We start from the raw sequence: 16,756 nt of genomic DNA on the forward strand, positions 1-16,756 counted from the left end.
CCCGTGCCGTGCCCGACCCTGCCCGGAGGACCGGATGGAGCTGCTCGACGAGCGCTACGAGCTGCGTGCCGTGCTCGGCCGCGGCGGATCGGCCGAGGTCCACCGCGCCTGGGACCGCGTGCTCGAGCGTGAGGTCGCCGTCAAGCTGCTGCTGGCGCCGAGCGCGCTGGAGGAGGAGACGACGGCGCGGTTGCGGTTCGAGGCGGAGGCGCGCCTGCTCGCCCGGCTCGACCACCCCGGCCTGGTCCGGCTCCTCGACGTGGGTACGAAGCGTGGCCGCCCGTACTTCGTGCTCGAGCTGGTCGACGGCGGCACCGTCGCGGCGCTCCTGCCCGACGCGCCACTCGACCCGTCGCTCGTCGCGCGGGTCGGCGCGCAGGTCGCCGAGGCGCTCGCCCACGCCCACGCCCGCGGGGTCGTCCACCGCGACGTCAAGCCCGCGAACGTGCTGCTGACCTCCGAGGGCGCTGCCAAGCTGGCCGACTTCGGGATCGCGCGCCTCCTCGGCGAGGACATCGGCGTGACCCGCACCGGCCACACGGTCGGCACCATCGCCTACCTCGCGCCCGAGCAGGTCCGCGGCGAGGGCGTCGGCCCGGCCGTGGACGTCTACGCGCTCGGGTTGCTCCTCCTCGAGGCGCTGACCGCCGCGCGGGCGTTCCCGGGGACGTCCACCGAGTCGGCCTTCGCGCGGCTGCACCACGGCCCGACCATCCCGTTGTCGCTCCCGCCCGGCTGGCCGCGGCTCCTCGCCGCGATGACGGCCGGCGACCCCGCCGAGCGGCCGCCGGCCGCGGCCGTCGCCCCCGCCCTGCGCGCGCTCGCGACCGACGGCCCGGTCACCGCGCCGCTGCCCGGTCCGGCCCCCACCGTCGACGCCGCGACCGCCGGGCCACCGACCCGGTCGGTCCGGCTCGCGGGCGCGCCCGCCCGGCGACGTACGGCGCGGTGGGTGGGGGTGGCCGCGGCGCTCGTGGTCGGTGCGGTCGCCGCGCTCGGGACGTTGGGGTCGCCGGAGCCGGCCATCAGCGACGAGCCGCCGACGCCACCGCCGGCCCGCATCCAGCCGGCGTCGGAGCTCGCGCGCACCGCGACCACAGACGCCGACACCGACGACGCGACCCAGCAGCGAACGACCGCGCCCCGCGGTCCGTCGGTCCGGGGAGGGACCGACGGACGCGCCCGCGGCACAGACGGGGCGAGGGACCGGAGCGAGCCCCGGAACGAGTCGCCGGGGAAGGCGGAGGACAAGGCCCCGGGAGGACCCGGGAACGGAGCCCGGAGCGGCCCACAGGGCAAGGCCAAGGGCCACCAGCACGGCCACCCGGGCCGCGGCAACGGCGGGAGGGGCCGGGGCCGCGGCTGAGGCGCCGGTGGCGGACGTCACCGGCGGTCACCGGGGGAACGAGGGAGAGGGAGATCGGATGACCAACAGGACGAAGGAGAAGGACGACCGGCACCGGGGTGACCCGAGCGTCTGTCCGCGGTGCGGGGAGGCCCTGCTGCCGCAGCTGACGGCCACGGCACGCCCGGCGGACGAGGCGGGGCCGTTGTGCGCCGATTCGCCGGTGCGGATGGCCTGCCCGGCCTGCGACTGACCCGGGCGGCTCAGCTGGTCGCGCCGACCTCCCGGACGAGCGCGGCCAGCTGGCGGCGGCTGCGTGCGGCTTCCGGGATGGCCCGGGTCATCCAGACGTGGAACATCGCGGGCACCTCGTGCACCCGCAGGTCGATGCGCTCGCCGGGGTCGCCGGGGTCGCCGTGGCTGCCGCGGACCCGGTCGGCGAGGGCGTCGACGGCGGGACGCAGGATGTCGCGGTCGCCGATGTGCAGGTGGAGGGGCGGCAGGCCGTCGAGGTCGTCGCGGAGGGGGTCGACGAGCGGGTCGGTCACCGGTCGGCGCCCCGCCCACCAGCGGGCCGCGGCACGCAGTCCGGACTCGGCGAGCATCGGGTCGGTCGCCTCGAGGTCGCGCACGGCGTCCTCGTCGAGCGTGGGGTCGAGCCAAGGGCTGAGCGCGACGACGCGGTCCGCCTGCGGGCCGCCCTCGTCGCGCAGGCACCTGGCCAGGACGAGGACGAGCGCGCCACCGGCCGAGTCGCCCATCAGCACCAGCGGCAGGTCGTCGGCGGCCGCCTCGCGGGCCAGGTCGAGCAGACAGGGGAGCGCGTCGTCGACGGTGGCGTCCGGCGCGAGCGGGTACGCCGGCACGACGACCTCGGCGGCGGCGGAGCGGCCGGACAGCGCGCGGACCAGTCGCCAGTAGTCCGTGGTCAGTGGGTGGACGTAGCCGCCGCCGTGCACGTAGAGCACCCGTGCTCGCGGGGCGGTCCGCCGCGGCCGGACCGTCCAGGTGGTCATCCCGTCGCGCTGCCCGGCCTCCGGGGCGGTGGCCACGCGTCGTACCCACCGGGTCAGGCGGGTCGGCGGCGCGTCGCCCCGGCGCTGCGCCTGGCGCGCCTTGGCGAGCGTGTGCTCCTCGCCCTCGAACGCCTGCTTGTCGCGACGCGCCCGCATGCCCAGCACGTAGAGCCGGGTCCACAGCGTCGGCGCGCGGCCGTCGACCTCCCAGTGCACAGTCATGCGGATCCGTTGTCCGCCTGCGCTGCCCGCAAACGAGGACCGGCTCCGACCTGCATCGCTGCTGGTCGGAGCCGGAAGTGGTACGCCATCAGGGACTCGAACCCCGAACCCGCTGATTAAGAGTCAGCTGCTCTGCCAATTGAGCTAATGGCGCCCGGTGAAGCGACGACTACGTTACCAGCGGCCGGCCGCCGGGAGAAATCGAGAGGCGAGTCAGCGGGCAGCGAGCACGGCCTGCGCCGCGTTGTGCCCGGCGATGCCGGAGACGGCGCCGCCACGGCGGGCGCCGGAGCCGCACAGCAGCACCGACTCGACGTCGGTCTGGACGCCCCACTGCTGCGCCGGGGTGTCGAGACGGGCGCGGTTGGCGGCCCAGGGCCAGTCGAGGTCGCCGTGGAAGATGTGGCCGCCGGGCATGGCCAGGTCGCGCTCGACGTCCTGGGGGATCTTCGCCTCGATGCACGGGTTGCCGGCGGCGTCGCGGGCCACGCAGGACTCGATCGGGTCGACGAGGTGCTCGTCGAGCGAGGCGATCGCGCGGGCGACCGCGGTGGCCTTCGCGTCGGGGTCGGCGTCGAACAGGGTCGCTGGCGTGTGCAGGCCGAAGTAGGTCAGCGTGTGCGTGCCGTCCGGGACGTCGCCGAGGATCGAGGGGTCGGTGAGCGAGTGGCAGTAGACCTCGCCGGGGAGCACGGTCGGCACCTGCCCGGCCGCGGCCTCGGCGTGGGCGCGGGCGAGCTGGCTGTAGTCCTCGGCCAGGTGCAGGGTGCCGGCGAACGCGACGGCCGGGTCGACACCCGAGCGCAGGCGCGGGAGCCGGTCCAGCAGGACGTTGATCTTCAGCTGCGAGCCGACCGGCTTGGTCGCCGGGTCCTCCGGCTGGCCGAGCAGGATCCGCAGCACCCACGGCGCCACGTTGGCGAGGACGGTCCGGGCCCCGACGGTCCGCCGGCGCTCGCCGTCGTGCCAGTCGACCTCGGCGCCGTCGTCGTGCGCGCGGATGGCGCTGACGCCGGCGCCGGTGCGGATCGTCGCGCCGGCCTCCGTGGCCGCCCGCGCGAGAGCGTCGGTGACCGCGCCCATGCCGCCGACGGGCACCCGCCACTCCCCGGTGCCGTTGCCGACCAGGTGGTAGAGGAAGCAGCGGTTCTGGATGAGAGACGGGTCGTCGAGGGAGGCGAAGGTGCCGATGAGCGCGTCGGTGGCGACCACGCCGCGGACCGTGTCGTCGCGGAACCGCCGCTCGACGGCCTCGCCGAGCGGGCGGGTGACGACGTCGCGCCAGATGCCCGGGTCGACCTGGTCGCGGAGGGCGCGCTCCGTCGGCAGCGGTTCGAGCAGGGTCGGGGCGACGACGTGCGCGAGGTCGGTGACGTCGGCGTAGAACTCGCGCCACGCGGCGTACTCGTCGTCGGAGCCGGTGAGGTCACGGAACGACGCGGCGGTCGCCGGACCCTCCGGCCGCTCGACCAGCAGGCCGCCGGGCCGGCCGTCGCGGACCACGGGGGTGTAGGACGCGGTGGAGCGCGAGACCAGGGTGACGTCGAGCCCGAGGTCGGCCATGAGCGCCTCGGGCATGAGCGAGACGAGGTAGGAGTAGCGCGAGAGCCGGGTGTCGCGACCGGGGAACGCCGCCGCGGACACCGCCGCGCCGCCGGTGGTCGCGAGCCGCTCCAGCACCAGCACGGAGAGCCCGGCGCGCGCGAGGTACGCCGCCGAGACCAGTCCGTTGTGGCCGCCGCCGACCACGACGACGTCGTACGTGGTGCCGGTCAGGTCCGCATCTGCCGAGGTCACCGGCCCAACCTAGGCCATGGCCCGCCGCCGCCCGCCGGGTCCGCCCCTCGCGCAGGGGAGGGGCCGCCGCGCTTCGGACACGGGCAGGTCACGAAACGGCCGGTCCGCCTGCGAGGCGCGGAGTGGTTGGTGTTTCATCTGACCCGGAGAGTCCGCTCGGGGAGGGGTGGGGCTGTGAGGCTGGACCCGGCGCTGCGGGTCGGAGGCCTGCTCGTTGCGCTGGTCGCGAGCGGGTTCCTTGCTGTGCACGCAGCCCCCGACGACGGGCACGTCATCGGGATCTGGCCGGTCGGCGTCGCCTCCGCTGTCCTCATCGAGGCGAGGCGCCGGTGGGCGCCGGTCCTGCTGGCGGTCGTCCTCGGCGTCGCGGTCGGCACGATCTGGCTCGGCGGGCGGCCCGGCGACGTGGCCGTCGGCTACGGGGTGGGGATCACGCTCGAGACGGCCGTGGTCCTCGCGGTGCTCACCCGGGGCCGGGCCCGGAGCGACGGTCGGCCGCGTCTGGTCAGCGACGCCGACCTGGGGCGCTACTTCGCCGCCTGCGCCGCTGCCGGCGGGGTCGCCGCGACCACCGGCGCGCTCACCTCGTGGGTGACCGGGTTCGGCCGGCCCGAGGCGGTCGCGCTGGCGCTCGGCACCGCGCACCTGGCCTCGCAGCTCACGCTGCTGCCGTTCTTCATGCGGCTGCCCCGGCACGGGTCGGTCGGCGGGCCGCTCGAACGCGTCGCCCAGTGGTCGGCGATCCTCGTCATCACGCCGCTCGTCTTCTACCCGCAGGACCTGCCCTCGATGGCCTTCATGGTCGTCCCGCTGCTCGCCTGGGGCGCGCTGCGGATCCGTCCGCTCGAGGCGCTCGCGCAGATGGCGGCGCTCCTCTTCTTCGCGATCCTCATGACGACGTACGGCCGCGGGCCGTTCGCCGCGGTCCCGGAGGTCTTCGCCCTCTCGCCGGACGCCCGGGGGGTGCTGCTCGCGGCGTTCGCCTCGACCTGCGCGCTGATCGTCGTCCCGCTGATGATCCGGGTCGGCCAACACATCGTCACCTCGCGAGAGGCGCGCAGCGAGCGCGACAAGGTGCGGAGCATCGTCGACGGAGCGACCGGCATCGCGATCATCGGCGCCGACCCCCAGGGCCTGTTGACCCTGGTCAACCCGGGAGCCGAGCGGCTGCTCGGCTACCGCGCCGAGGAGCTGCTCGGCCGCTCGACGCGGGTCCTGCACACCATGCGGTCGGTCGTCGAGAAGGCCGACGAGCTGGGCACCGCCCGCGACTTCGACTCGGTCGTCAGGGAGATCGTGGGCGCCGAGCACGCCGGCACGCACATGCGCTTCCTGCGCAAGGACGGCGTCGAGCGGATGCACTCCATGACGCTGACCCGCATCGTCGACGAGCGCGGCGACGCCATCGGCTACGTCAGCACCTCCGAGGACGTCACCGACCAGGTCGAAGCCCAGGACCGGCTCCACGACGCGCTCCAGGCCGAACGAGACGCCGTCGACCGGCTCCGCGAGGTCGACCGGGCCAAGGACGCGTTCGTCTCCTCGGTCAGCCACGAGCTCCGCACGCCGATCACCAGCATCCTCGGCTACCTCGAGCTCCTCGGCGACGGCTCGTACGGCGCGCTCGAGCCGGCCCAGGCCCGCGCCCTCCAGCGCGTCTCCGACAACAGCGACCGGCTGCTCGGGCTCATCGACGAGCTGCTGACCCTGTCCCGCCTCAGCGAGGACGGGCTCGCCCTCAGCTCGCGCGCCTTCGACCTGCGCGAGGTGGTCCAGCAGGGGTACGACGTCGTGGCCCCGGCGTGGGCGCACCGCCGGCTGGACGTCTCGCTCGACCTGCCGGCGGAGCCGGTGCCCTTCGTCGGCGACCGCGAGATGCTCGAGCGGGCCGTGGTCAACCTGGTCGGCAACGCCGTGAAGTTCACCCCCGAGGGCGGATCGGTCTCGGTCGACCTCGGAGTGGTCGACGCCGGCCCGGACGTGCCCGAGGGCGGGGAGATCCGCATCGACGTCCGCGACACCGGCATGGGCATCCCGCAGCAGGAGATCCAGCAGCTGTTCTCCCGCTTCTTCCGCAGCTCCATCGCCCAGCAGCGGGCGATCCCCGGGTCGGGCCTGGGCCTCTCCATCACCCGCGCCATCGTCGAGAAGCACGGCGGCGTCATCGACGTCGAGTCGGCCGTCGACCACGGCACGCTGTTCCGCGTGCGGATGCCGGTCTGCGCCTGAGCGACCCGCTCGCTAGGGTCCGGGCTCATGGCCCGCACCTACCGCGACGCGTGGGGCGTGCCGCACGTGCGCGCCACCTCGGTCTCCGACCTCGCCCACGGGCAGGGCGAGGTCACCGCGCGGGACCGGGCCTGGCAGCTCGAGCACCTGCGGCGCCGGGCCACGGGCACGACCGCCGAGGTGCTCGGCGCGCCGGCGCTGCCCTGGGACCGGCTGGCCCGCCGCACGTGCCTCGTCGACGTCGCCCGCCGTGCCCACGCCGGCCTCGCCGACGAGACGCGGGCCTTCGTCGCGGCGTACGTCCGCGGCGTGAACGACGGCCTCGACGCCACCCGCGGCACCGTCCACGAGCTCGAGCGGCTCGACACCGACGCCCAGCCGTGGGAGGAGTGGACGCCGCTGGCGGTCTTCCTCGCCCAGCACCTGCTCTTCGCCAGCCTGCCCGGGAAGCTGTGGGCGCACCGGGCGCGCGAGGTCCTCGGCGAGGACGCGCGGCTGCTCTCGCACGAGGGGCCGTCGGCCAGCGGGTCGAACGCATGGGCCGTCGGCGGCGACCGCACCGCCTCCGGCGCGCCCCTCGTCGGCGGCGACCCGCACCGCGTCATCGAGGCGCCGGGCGGCTACATGCAGGTGCGGCTGGCGTGCGAGGACCCCGACGACGCCTTCGACGTGGTCGGCTTCGCCTTCCCCGGCGTCCCGGGCGTGCAGCACTTCGCGCACGCCGGCGACGTGGCGTGGGCGATCACCAACGGCATGGCCGACTACCAGGACGTGTACGACGAGCGGCTGCGGCGAGCGGACGGCTCGCTGGCGGGGGTCGAGTCCGGTGCCGAGGCGCTGGGCCCGGGTGGCTGGGAGCCGGTGCGGAGCCGCGTCGAGACGATCGCGGTGCGCGGCGCGGCGGACGAGCCGGTCGAGGTGGTCGTCACCCCGCGGGGACCGGTCTTCGAGGGATCGGTGGAGGAGGGGACCGGACTGTCGGTCCGGTTCGCCTCCGACGTGCTCGGTGACCTGGGCTTCGACGCGCTCCTGCCGCTGCTGCGCGCCCGCAGCGTGGACGACGTCGACGCGGCGCTCGACCGCTGGGTGGAGCCGGTCAACAACGTGGTGGTCGCGGACAGCCGCGGCGCGGTCCGGTACCGCCTCGCCGGGCGCATCCCCCTGCGGCCCGACGCCAACCGGCGCGGGATCGTCGACGCCGCCGACCCGGTCACTGCCTGGACGGGCTGGCTCGAGCCGCTCCCGCGCCACGACGTACCTCCCGACGGGCAGGTCGTGACCGCCAACGAGCGGCGCGGCCCCGAGAGCGAGGCGGTCGGCACCGCCTTCGCCCCGCCGCACCGTGCGCGCCGCATCGCCACCCTGCTCGACGGCCGGTCCGGCCTCACCGGCGAGGACTTCGCCGCGATCCACGACGACGCGCTGCTCCTGCCTGCCTTCGCGCTGCGCGACTCGCTGGTCGAGGACCAGGAGCCCTCGCCGGCGGGTGTCGCGGTCCGCGACGCGATCCTCGCCTGGGACGGCCGGATGACCGCGGGCTCGGCCGGGGCGGCCGCCTTCGCGGCCTGGCGCTCAGCCCTCGTGCGCCGGATCGCGGCCGAGCCGGTATTCGCGCCCTTCGCCGACCCGCGCCACGACCTGGTCTTCCTGCCCTGGATGGACCCCGTCGGCCGGATCGGCCACGCGCTCGAGACCCTCGCCGCCGCAGGCACCCCGTTCGGCCTGGACCTGCGGCGGATCGCCTGCGACGCGCTGGACGACGCGGCCGGCCACCCGGCGACCTGGGGCGCCACCCACGTCGCCACGCCGGTGCACGCCTTCGAGGTCGCCGACGACGACCTCCGGCCGCCACCGCTCCCGCGGCTGCCGATCGACGGCGACAGCGACTGCGTGCGGTGCACGGGCTCGGTGCCAGGGTGGACCGACGAGTGCTACCGCGGCTCGGTCGCGCGGTACGTCTGGGACCTGGCCGACCGCCAGGCCAGCGCCTGGGTCGTCCCGCTCGGCGCGGCCGGCGACCCCGCCAGCCCGCACGCCCGCGACCAGCTGCCGCTGTGGGCCGCCGGCCGCCTGGCCCCCGTGGTCACCGACTGGGACCGCCTAACCGAGGAGACCCGCCCGTGACGTCCGCGTCGTTCCGCCTCGACCGCTTCGACCCCGCCCGGGACAGCGAGGTCCTGCACTCGTGGGTCGTCGAGGACCGCGCGCAGTTCTGGATGATGCAGGACCACGCCCTCGACGAGGTCCGCGAGATCTACACCTGGCTCGACGAGCAGCCGACCCACCACGTGTGGTTCGTCCGCGACGGCGACGACACCGCGGTCGCGCTGCTGCAGGACTACCAGCCCACGGCCGAGGAGGTCGGCTCGACGTACGACGTCCGTCCGGGCGACCTCGGCGTGCACTTCATGCTCGCGCCGGCCACGTCGGTGCGCCACGGCTTCACCGCCGAGGTCGTCGACTTCCTGCTGGGCGAGGTCTTCGCCGACCCCGCCGTGCAGCGGCTCGTCGTCGAGCCCGACGCCCGCAACGACAAGGCCGTCGCGCTCGTCCGCCGTCTCGGCTTCGAGCTCGGACCGGTCGTGCAGCTCTCCACCAAGCCCGCCCAGCTGGCCTTCCTTCCCCGTGCCGCCGCCGGCCGCTAGGTCGTGAGGGGTGGTCGCGCGCCGCCGTGGTCGAGACGCTTGGGCGCGGCTGCTCGTCGGCTCGCGGTGGGCGCGGGTCGACTGTTGTGGTCGCGGTGAGGGAGGGGATCGGCGGGTGGTTGCGGTCGGCGGGCGGGTGCGTTGGTCTAGGTCCGCATGTGGAAGATGACGTGGTTGTCGGGGTGGATGGTGGTCTCGAACCGTGCCGGAGAGCCAGCTGTCGTCGTGGTGGGCGTGGCACAGGTGTGCGGGCCAGCCACAGCCGAGTGCGGTGCAGACCCGTTGGGTGAGGACGAGGCCGAGGCGCTGAGCGCCGTTGAAGAGCCGTGCGGTGCGGCCGAGGTCGAGGAGTTCCGACCGGCTGCCCAGGACGGCGGGGACCAAGCCTGCCTCGCACGCCATTCGCCGGGCGAGGGACGCGGACATGGGTTCGCCGGTCTCGAGGACCGCGCGGCCGACGTCGCTCTTCAGCCCGGTGTAGTCGATCAGCACCACGATGGAGGCGTTGACCCCGCCGAGCTTCGGGAGCCTGTGGGCGGGGAGCCGTTCGATGAGCTCGCAGAACGCGTCGCCCAGGCGCTCCGGTGACGGCCGACGCTCAGCGACCTCCGGTGCGTCCTCTTCGGCCTTCTTGCTGACCTGGTGCTTCGATGCCGCGAACGCCAGCAGCATCTTCTTCAGCATCGCGCCCTGCATGGTCGGGATGGAGAACTTCGACGCACTCGGCGATCACCTTCGCGTGGTTGGTGCTGATCGCACCTTCTGCGAGTGCGGCCGCGGTGGGGGTGTGGCGGTCGAGGAACTCGGCGAGGCGCATGCGGCGCTTCGCAGCCGGCTTGTCCTGGCAGGTCTCGTGGCTCCACCACGACGCGGTGTCCGTCGCGCCGACCCGGTCCCCGACCGCCCGACGGCCGGCCTCGGCGGCCAGACGCAGCTCGAGCGCCTCGACCTGGGCACGCAGTCGCGTGGCTTCGAGGAGGGTTGCCGCGACCTCGTCGTCGGACATCGTCCAGAGCTGCGCACCGGCCGCGGTGCAAGCCTTCTTGCGGGACTTCGCGACCGCGCGGCACACCGGGTGCGCGCTGTGTCGGGAGTCCTTGGCCATGGGTCTACTCAAGCAGTGACCACCGACAACGAAGGAATTGTTTCCCCAGTTCAGGCTAACTATTCGGACAAGAACCTCAGCCGCTTTCGCGTTGAGTTCGCCAGCCGCGAGCAGGGAAGCAGCCGCGACCAACGGCGTACCCCCGTCCTCATCGCTGCCTCCACCGCAACCACCCACGGCCCGCAGGCCAAAGGTCGGCTGGCGGAGGTCTCGCCGACGCTCGCCGAGGGCTCGCTGCTCGACCAGCGGGGAGGGGTCAGTTGGCGGCGACGCCGTGGTGGGCGCACCAGACGACGGCCTGGGCGCGGCGGTCGACTCCGATCTTGCGGTAGGCGGCGCGGACGTAGGTCTTGACGGTGTTGATGCTGACGTAGAGGCGCTCGGCGATCTCGGCGTTGGAGAGGCCGGCGGCGACCAGCCCCAGCACCTCGAACTCCCGCACCGTCAGGCCCTGGGGGAGCGACAGGAGCTTGGCGTCGACGTGCCGCGTCGAGGGGCTGCCGCCGGGCGCGCCTCGGGCCACGCGGGCCACCAGGTCGATGACCTCGGCGGTCGAGGCGTCCATGCGTACGACGCCGGCGATGCCGTGCTCGAGGGCGGCCGCCGCGAGGGCCGGCTCCTGCGGGCGGGCGAGCACCACGACGCGGGCGTTGCTGCGGACCAGGTGGTCGAGGTCGCTGCCGCCGGTGGCGTCGACCGGGTCGAGCCCGGCGGCGTCGTACAGCACCACGTCGAGGCCGGCCAGGTGCCCGTCCGACGCGGACGTGTCGCACACGGTCACCCGCGACGGGTGGCGCCGCAGCATCGCCGACAGGCCGGTGAGCACGAGCTCGTACGGGCTGATGATGCCGACGGTCAGCGGCGTGGTCGACATGCCCGGCCGGTGCCCACCCGTCGGAGCGGCATCCCTGTGGACACGAGGGTCAGAGCCCGAGCCGCGCCAGCACCCGGTCGGTCGCCCGGCCGTCCTCGAGCGCGGTGTAGCGGGCGCGGAACGCGGCGTACCGCTCGGCGTGCTCCTTCTCGACCCGGTCCAGGTCGCCCAGCGCGGCGAGCAGCTCGTCCTCGGTGCGCAGCACGGGCCCGGGCGCCTCGGGCAGCAGGTCGAAGTAGAATCCGCGCACCGAGTCCTGGAACCGCTCGAGGTCGTAGGCGTAGTGCAGGATCGGCCGCCCGGTGATCGCGAAGTCGAACATCGTCGACGAGTAGTCGGTCACCAGCACGTCGGCGGCGCAGTAGAGGTCGCGCACGTCGGGGTGGTACGACACGTCGTGCACGCCGGGGGTGGCCGCGATCCGCGACCGGCCGGTGACCATGTTGTGGGCCCGCACGAGCAGCACCTGGTGGGGCCCCAGCGTCGCCGCGAACCGCTCGACGTCGAGCCGGAGCGCCACCTCGGGCCGGTCCTCGGCGAAGGCCTCGTCGTCGCGCCACGTCGGCGTGTAGAGCACGACCGTGGCCGACCCCGGGATGCCGAGCTCGGCGCGCACCCGAGCGCCCACGTCGCGCGCCGCGGGCGAGGACAGCAGGTCGTTGCGCGGGTAGCCGGACTCGAGCACCTCGCCGTCGTACCCGAAGGCGCCCCGCAGCCGCGGCGTGCTCACCGCGTTGGGGGAGAGCAGCAGGTCCCACCTGGCGACGTCGTGGTCGAGGCGGTCCAGCCGGCCCTCGGGCGCCCACAGCACGTCGCGGTGGATGCGCTTGAGCGGCGTGCCGTGCCAGGTCTGGACGTACGTCGTGGCCGCCGGCTTGGTCCACTCGACCTCGGTGTGGGTGTTGGCGACCAGCAGGTCGGCCGACTCCAGCGCCTCGCGCGCGGCGGGGGAGTCGATGTCGACCGTCGTGACGCCGTCGGGGAACGCCGCGAGGTGCGCCTGGTCGGCGAGCCAGACGTGCTCGTGGCCGGGGCGGTCGTGCACCCGCTCCCACAGGGCTCGCGGGTTGTCGGAGAAGCGGCCGTGGAAGCTGTTCCAGACGATCCTCACGCAGGCACCTCCTCGGCCCGGGGCCGGCTCGCGTCGAGCAGGGCGACCAGGTCGGCCCACCCGTCCACCACCTCGAAAGCGCCCGCTGCCAGCAACGCCTCGCGGCGCTCGGCGCGCTCGGCCTCGGGCACGAACACGAGGTTGCCGACCGTGGGGATGCCGGCCGCGACGGCGGAACGGGCACCGGAGACGGCGTCCTCGACGGCGAGCGCCTCGTGCGCGGCCAGCCCCAGCTGCTCGAGCGCGTGGAGGTAGACGGCCGGGTCCGGCTTGCTGGTGGGGGCCGGCAGGGAGTCCTGGGCGCTGTAGCGCGCGGCCGCCGGCAGGAGGTCGTCGAGCTCCGCGGCGGTGAAGCACGCGGCCAGCCGGCCGAGCGCGCTCGAGCTGACGACGGCCAGCTCGAAGCGCTGGGCCAGCCGCCGCAACGCCTCGGTCACCGCCGGGTCGGGTCGCAGCGTGCCGGCCAGGTGCCGCGTGACCACGTCCTGCTCGCGGGCGACCCAACGCTCGAGGTCGTCGCCGTCGAGCTCGACGTCCAGCTCGGCGGCGAGGTCGGTCGCCAGGCTGCGGAAGTTCCGCCCGAGGGCGGCCGCCTGCAGGTCCGGGGCCGCCCAGCGGCGGTCGGACCCGAGGTGCGCGAGCAGGTCGTTGGTCACGCCCGTCGATGCTGCGAAGGCCGGCTCCTCGGAGGCGAAGAGGTTGCCGTCGGCGTCGAGCAGCAGGGTCCGGACCGCACGCAGGTCAGGAGGCTGCGGCACGCGCACCCACCTCCCTGTCGGTCACTGCTCGTTGGAGCGCGGCGACGAACGTCGGCCGCGTGGCCAGCCGCTCGAAGCCTGCGGCGGCCGCGAGGAAGGGTCGCACGTCGTGCGCCGCGCGCGAAGCCGGGCCCAGCAGGTCGGCGAGCGCCGGGTCGGCGAGCTCGTCGGCCAGGTCGGCGGAGCGGGCGCGTCCCTCCTCCAGCGCGAGCGCGGCCCGGCGCAGCTGGTCGACCCAGGCCGCGACGACGTCGGTGAGCAGCGCGTGCGGGCGGCCCTCGAGGACGGCCCGCTCGAGCGAGGGCAGGACGTAGTTGCGCACCCGCACCGAGCCGCGTCGCCGCAGCCGGCCGAGCGGGTCGGCGATCGCCGGGTTGCGCAGCCGGTCGAGGACCTCGCCGAGGTACGACGGCAGGTGCAGGCCCGGGACGGGGTCCAGCAGCGGGCACACCTCGTCGGCGAGCATCCGCTCGACCAGGGTGCCGGTCGCGGGGTCCGCCATCGCCTCGTCGGTGGTCCCGTGCCGGGTGGCGGCGCCGAGGAAGCCGAGCGCGACGTGGCCGGCGTTGAGCAGCCGCATCTTGGCCTCGACGTGCGGTCGGACGTCGGTGACCAGGTCGACCCCCGCCTCGGCGAGGGGCGGGGCGTCGCCGACGAAGGAGTCCTGCACGATCCACCGACTGAAGGGCTCGGTGACCACGGGGGCCCGGTCGTGGACGCCGAGGTCCTGCCGCAGCATCCGGCGGTGCTCGGGCGCGGTGGGCGGGGTGATCCGGTCGGCCATGGAGGACGGGAACGCCACGTGCTGCTCGATCCAGAGCGCCAGGCGCGGGTCGAGCGCCTCGGCGGCCTCCACCACGCAGCGGCGGGCGGCGGCGCCGTTCCCGGGCAGGTTGTCGCAGGAGAGCACGGTGAACGGCGGCCGGCCGGCGCGTCGTCGCACCTGCAGCGCCCGGGCCACCAGCTCGAACGCGGTGGACGGCGCGCCGGGCGCCGAGGTCGCGCAGGCGTACGTCGGCGCCGTCACCGTCAGGGTCACCAGCCGCGTCAGCGGGTCGGCCAGCGCGGCGACCGCGGCCGCGGTCTCGGCCGCGCCGCCGGCGGGCAGGTAGTCGCGCAGCACCCCGACGACCCGCGCCCGCGGCTCGCCGGCGCCGAGCTCCACCACGGTGTAGAGGTGGTCCTGCGCGGCGAGCTCCTCGCGGTGGCTGTTGCTGCGCAGCCCGATCCCGCGCACGCCCCAGTCGCGGTGGCCGAGCTCGGCGAGGCGGTCGAGGTACACGGCCTGGTGGGCGCGGTGGAACGCCCCCACGCCCAGGTGCACCACCCCTGCGCGCAGCGAGCCGACGTCGTACGTCGGGCGGGCGACCTGAGGCGGGAGCGTCCGCACCGTGTCGAGGCTGAGGCGGAGCGCGGCCGCCGGCGCCCGCGTGCCGCCGCGCAGCACAGGGGTCGGGGTCGGATGGAGCAACGGAGAACCTCCTGGGGACAGGACCCGGCACGGGAGGTGCGGAGCCCCTAGGTACCCCGGATCGCCGCCGCCCAGACATCGACCGTTCACCCTGTGGTCATCCGCTGGGCGGCGACCGCAGGCCGGCCGGACGGCTGCCGTCGCGCCGGCCGGGAACCGGGGGTGCATGTCGAACGAGCACCCCAACCGTCCCGAGTCCGACCGCCTGCCCTCGACCAACCACCCGATAGGCGGCCAGCCCCGACGCCGGCTCCCGGCGATCATCGCCGTCGTCGGCCTCGTCGTCGCGGTGGCGCTCATCGTGGCGGTGCTGACCTGGACCCGTTACAACACCTGAGCCGGTGACCGACGCCACCGCCCGGCTGCACGCAGCCGGGCGCGCGCCGGTCGCGACGACCAGCACGTAGGCAGCCGGTAGGGGCGCGCGACGTCCCCTTCGGGCGGAGGAGCGCACGGCTCGGAGGAGTGCGGGCCCCTCCTCCGAGGCAGTGCGAGCGAGTCGTTCGGCGGTAGTAGGCCTCCCGTTGGTCATCAGGGGACGGGCCGTTCACCCAGGCCCGGGACTGTTCGACGGCGCCGGTCGGCACCCGCCGATCGGCGCCGCTTCTGCCTGCCTACACCTGGAGAGACGCCCCCGTGCCTTCGATGCTGCGCTGCCTCTCCTTGGCCGTCGTGGTCCTGTTCACCATCGTCGGCACACCGGTGACCACACCTGCTGAGGCGCATCCCTTCGGCGATCCGCAGACGGTGGAGGTGAGCCGCGACGACAGCGATCCGCACCGGGTCCTGGTGCGGTGGAACGTCGGGATGACCGACGACCTGAGTGTCCTCGCGATCGGTCTCGGTCTGGTGCCGGAGGAGCGCGTGATGCTGGACGGCGCCATCATCTTCGAGGACTCCGACGCCGCGGTCCTGCAGGCCTCGGCCAGGTTCGACGCCTACCTCCTCGAACGGATCCTCGTCCACAGCGACGAGCGCGGATGCACCGGCGAGATCCTCCGCAAGGACGAGGTGGCGGACCAGGGCGTCCTGATCGGCTACTCCTGCGCCGATCCGGTCACGTCGGCCGAGGTCGAGGTCACGATGCTGACCGACCTGCACCCGGCGTACCGGACCCTCGCCACCGGCCTACGCGGCCAGCGGGCGGTCTACGACTCCGAAAACCCCGTCCACGAGTGGACGTTCGCTGCGACGGCCGAGGAGGCGGCCACCGGCCGCAGCGCCGCTGTGCAGATGGGCGCGGTGGTCGGCGGGATCGGTCTGGTCGCCGGCCTCGCGCAGCTGCACCGGCGCCGCGGCTCCAGCCGCCAGGAACGGGTGGGCTGAGGTGCTCGGACCCCTCCTGCCGTGGCTCATGGACCTCGCCGCTCCGGCCGAGGAGCTCCAGCACTACGTGACCTCACCCGGTTTCGCTCCCGTCGCCGTCGTCGTGGCGGTCGTCGCCGGAGCCGCGCACGCACTGGCTCCCGGCCACGGCAAGACCCTGGCCGCGGCGTACCTGGTCGGCTCGGACGGCCGGGTCAGGGACGCGCTGTGGCTGGGCGGGTCGGTCGCCGTCATGCACACGCTCTCCTGCCTGGTGCTGGGCGTCGCGTGGACCTTCTTCTCCCTCTCCTCGTTGGTCGAGATGGAGACCCTCACCACGAGCCTCCAGATGGTCGCCGGGGTGCTCGTCGTCGGCACCGGGCTGTGGCTGCTCCATCGACACCTCCGTGCCATCCGCTCGGGGGAGCCGCACGGGCACGGTCACGGCCACGGCCACGGCCACGGCCACGGGCACGGCCATGGGCACGGTCACGGCAGCTCCGCCCCGACGTCCCGACCCGGACTCGCCCTGCTCGGGATCTCCGGCGGGCTGACGCCCTCGCCGGCCGCATTCACCGTGCTGGTGACCGGCCTGTTCTCCGGCCGCGCCGGGCTGGCGCTCGTGCTGGTGATCTGCTTCGGCCTCGGCCTGGCGTTCGTCCTGTTCGTGGTCGGGCTCCTCGCGCTGAGCGGTCGCAGCCTCGTCGTGCGGGCGGCCGAGTCCCGCGCCGCCTTCCGCCTGGCCACGACGGTGGCCCCCGCACTCGCAGCCGTGGGCATCGCGCTCCTCGGCTGCGGCATCACCTCACTCGCGGTGATGCAGCTGTCGGCTACCTGAGATCTCCCGAGCAGCAGCCGCAGTGGATGTCCCCTGGGCG

General features: G+C 74.7%; 15 protein-coding genes and 1 tRNA gene. 8 read left to right on the forward strand and 8 right to left on the reverse strand.

Annotated elements, in window-relative coordinates; genetic code table 11:
* Nucleotides 1-34: 34 nt before the first annotated feature.
* Entirely contained in the window at nucleotides 35-1,366 is a 1,332-nt protein-coding gene (locus tag H7344_RS09875; RefSeq protein WP_186345828.1) for a serine/threonine-protein kinase, read from the forward strand.
* Between the two features lie 242 nt (nucleotides 1,367-1,608).
* Here H7344_RS09875 and H7344_RS09880 read toward each other — a convergent pair whose 3' ends face one another.
* The 3 genes from H7344_RS09880 to H7344_RS09890 all read right to left on the reverse strand — a co-directional run bounded on the left by H7344_RS09880 (nucleotide 1,609) and on the right by H7344_RS09890 (nucleotide 4,380).
* Nucleotides 1,609-2,583 carry an alpha/beta hydrolase fold domain-containing protein gene (locus H7344_RS09880; RefSeq protein WP_186345829.1) on the reverse strand — a complete coding sequence of 325 codons (975 nt, stop codon included), beginning with the start codon at nucleotides 2,581-2,583 and terminating at the stop codon, nucleotides 1,609-1,611.
* A 78-nt stretch (nucleotides 2,584-2,661) separates the two neighbouring features.
* Nucleotides 2,662-2,737, reverse strand: a tRNA-Lys gene (locus H7344_RS09885).
* A 59-nt stretch (nucleotides 2,738-2,796) separates the two neighbouring features.
* Nucleotides 2,797-4,380, reverse strand: coding sequence for a phytoene desaturase family protein (locus tag H7344_RS09890; protein WP_229706884.1), 1,584 nt, complete (start codon nucleotides 4,378-4,380; stop codon nucleotides 2,797-2,799).
* 174 nt (nucleotides 4,381-4,554) lie between these two features.
* Between H7344_RS09890 and H7344_RS09895 the strand changes: the two genes are divergently transcribed.
* The 4 genes from H7344_RS09895 (at nucleotide 4,555) to H7344_RS09910 (ending at nucleotide 9,842) form a co-directional block, all read left to right on the forward strand.
* The gene (locus tag H7344_RS09895) at nucleotides 4,555-6,609 is read left to right on the forward strand and encodes an ATP-binding protein (RefSeq protein WP_186345830.1); all 2,055 of its coding nucleotides are present in this window, start codon (nucleotides 4,555-4,557) and stop codon (nucleotides 6,607-6,609) included.
* 27 nt (nucleotides 6,610-6,636) lie between these two features.
* The gene (locus H7344_RS09900; protein ID WP_186345831.1) at nucleotides 6,637-8,733 is read left to right on the forward strand and encodes a penicillin acylase family protein; all 2,097 of its coding nucleotides are present in this window, start codon (nucleotides 6,637-6,639) and stop codon (nucleotides 8,731-8,733) included.
* Nucleotides 8,730-9,254, forward strand: coding sequence for a GNAT family N-acetyltransferase (locus tag H7344_RS09905; protein WP_186345832.1), 525 nt, complete (start codon nucleotides 8,730-8,732; stop codon nucleotides 9,252-9,254). The genes H7344_RS09900 and H7344_RS09905 overlap by 4 nt, the downstream gene beginning before the upstream one ends.
* 156 nt (nucleotides 9,255-9,410) lie before the next feature.
* Nucleotides 9,411-9,842, forward strand: coding sequence for a hypothetical protein (locus tag H7344_RS09910; RefSeq protein ID WP_186345833.1), 432 nt, complete (start codon nucleotides 9,411-9,413; stop codon nucleotides 9,840-9,842).
* A 10-nt stretch (nucleotides 9,843-9,852) separates the two neighbouring features.
* Here the strand turns inward: H7344_RS09910 and H7344_RS09915 are convergent, their stop codons facing one another.
* The 5 genes from H7344_RS09915 to H7344_RS09935 form a co-directional block, all read right to left on the reverse strand.
* Entirely contained in the window at nucleotides 9,853-10,359 is a 507-nt protein-coding gene (locus H7344_RS09915) for a DUF222 domain-containing protein (RefSeq protein ID WP_186345834.1), read from the reverse strand.
* Nucleotides 10,360-10,615: 256 nt separating this feature from the next.
* Nucleotides 10,616-11,233: a helix-turn-helix transcriptional regulator gene (locus H7344_RS21165; protein WP_222130446.1), complete on the reverse strand. Its 618-nt coding sequence runs from the start codon at nucleotides 11,231-11,233 to the stop codon at nucleotides 10,616-10,618.
* 49 nt (nucleotides 11,234-11,282) lie between these two features.
* On the reverse strand, nucleotides 11,283-12,344 hold the full coding sequence (locus H7344_RS09925; RefSeq protein ID WP_186345835.1) for a CDP-glycerol glycerophosphotransferase family protein: 1,062 nt from the start codon (nucleotides 12,342-12,344) through the stop codon (nucleotides 11,283-11,285).
* Nucleotides 12,341-13,102, reverse strand: a complete 762-nt coding sequence (locus H7344_RS09930; RefSeq protein WP_222130447.1) for an HAD family hydrolase — start codon at nucleotides 13,100-13,102, stop codon at nucleotides 12,341-12,343. Before H7344_RS09930 ends, H7344_RS09925 begins: the two co-directional genes overlap by 4 nt.
* Nucleotides 13,086-14,573 carry a mannitol dehydrogenase family protein gene (locus H7344_RS09935; RefSeq protein ID WP_222130448.1) on the reverse strand — a complete coding sequence of 496 codons (1,488 nt, stop codon included), beginning with the start codon at nucleotides 14,571-14,573 and terminating at the stop codon, nucleotides 13,086-13,088. Before H7344_RS09935 ends, H7344_RS09930 begins: the two co-directional genes overlap by 17 nt.
* A 166-nt stretch (nucleotides 14,574-14,739) precedes the next feature.
* On the opposite strand from H7344_RS09935, the gene H7344_RS09940 reads away from it, so the two are divergent.
* From H7344_RS09940 to H7344_RS09950, 3 genes are all read left to right on the forward strand, one after another.
* Nucleotides 14,740-14,910 (forward strand): hypothetical protein, encoded by a 171-nt coding sequence (locus H7344_RS09940; protein ID WP_186345838.1) that lies wholly within the window; start codon nucleotides 14,740-14,742, stop codon nucleotides 14,908-14,910.
* A 299-nt stretch (nucleotides 14,911-15,209) separates the two neighbouring features.
* Nucleotides 15,210-15,899, forward strand: coding sequence for a hypothetical protein (locus H7344_RS09945; protein WP_186345839.1), 690 nt, complete (start codon nucleotides 15,210-15,212; stop codon nucleotides 15,897-15,899).
* 1 nt (nucleotide 15,900) lies between these two features.
* Complete coding sequence (locus tag H7344_RS09950; protein ID WP_229706883.1) at nucleotides 15,901-16,716, forward strand: HoxN/HupN/NixA family nickel/cobalt transporter; 816 nt, start codon at nucleotides 15,901-15,903, stop codon at nucleotides 16,714-16,716.
* Nucleotides 16,717-16,756: the final 40 nt, after the last annotated feature.

Source organism: Nocardioides deserti (assembly GCF_014266025.1).
GTDB lineage: Bacteria > Actinomycetota > Actinomycetes > Propionibacteriales > Nocardioidaceae > Nocardioides > Nocardioides deserti.

Coding starts and splice junctions, on each gene's coding strand:
- H7344_RS09915 (WP_186345834.1), bottom strand. CDS start 10,359: ATGGCCAAGGACTCCCGACACAGCGCGCACCCGGTGTGCCGCGCGGTC.
- H7344_RS21165 (WP_222130446.1), bottom strand. CDS start 11,233: ATGTCGACCACGCCGCTGACCGTCGGCATCATCAGCCCGTACGAGCTC.
- H7344_RS09940 (WP_186345838.1), top strand. CDS start 14,740: ATGTCGAACGAGCACCCCAACCGTCCCGAGTCCGACCGCCTGCCCTCG.
- H7344_RS09900 (WP_186345831.1), top strand. CDS start 6,637: ATGGCCCGCACCTACCGCGACGCGTGGGGCGTGCCGCACGTGCGCGCC.
- H7344_RS09910 (WP_186345833.1), top strand. CDS start 9,411: ATGTGGAAGATGACGTGGTTGTCGGGGTGGATGGTGGTCTCGAACCGT.
- H7344_RS09875 (WP_186345828.1), top strand. CDS start 35: ATGGAGCTGCTCGACGAGCGCTACGAGCTGCGTGCCGTGCTCGGCCGC.
- H7344_RS09880 (WP_186345829.1), bottom strand. CDS start 2,583: ATGACTGTGCACTGGGAGGTCGACGGCCGCGCGCCGACGCTGTGGACC.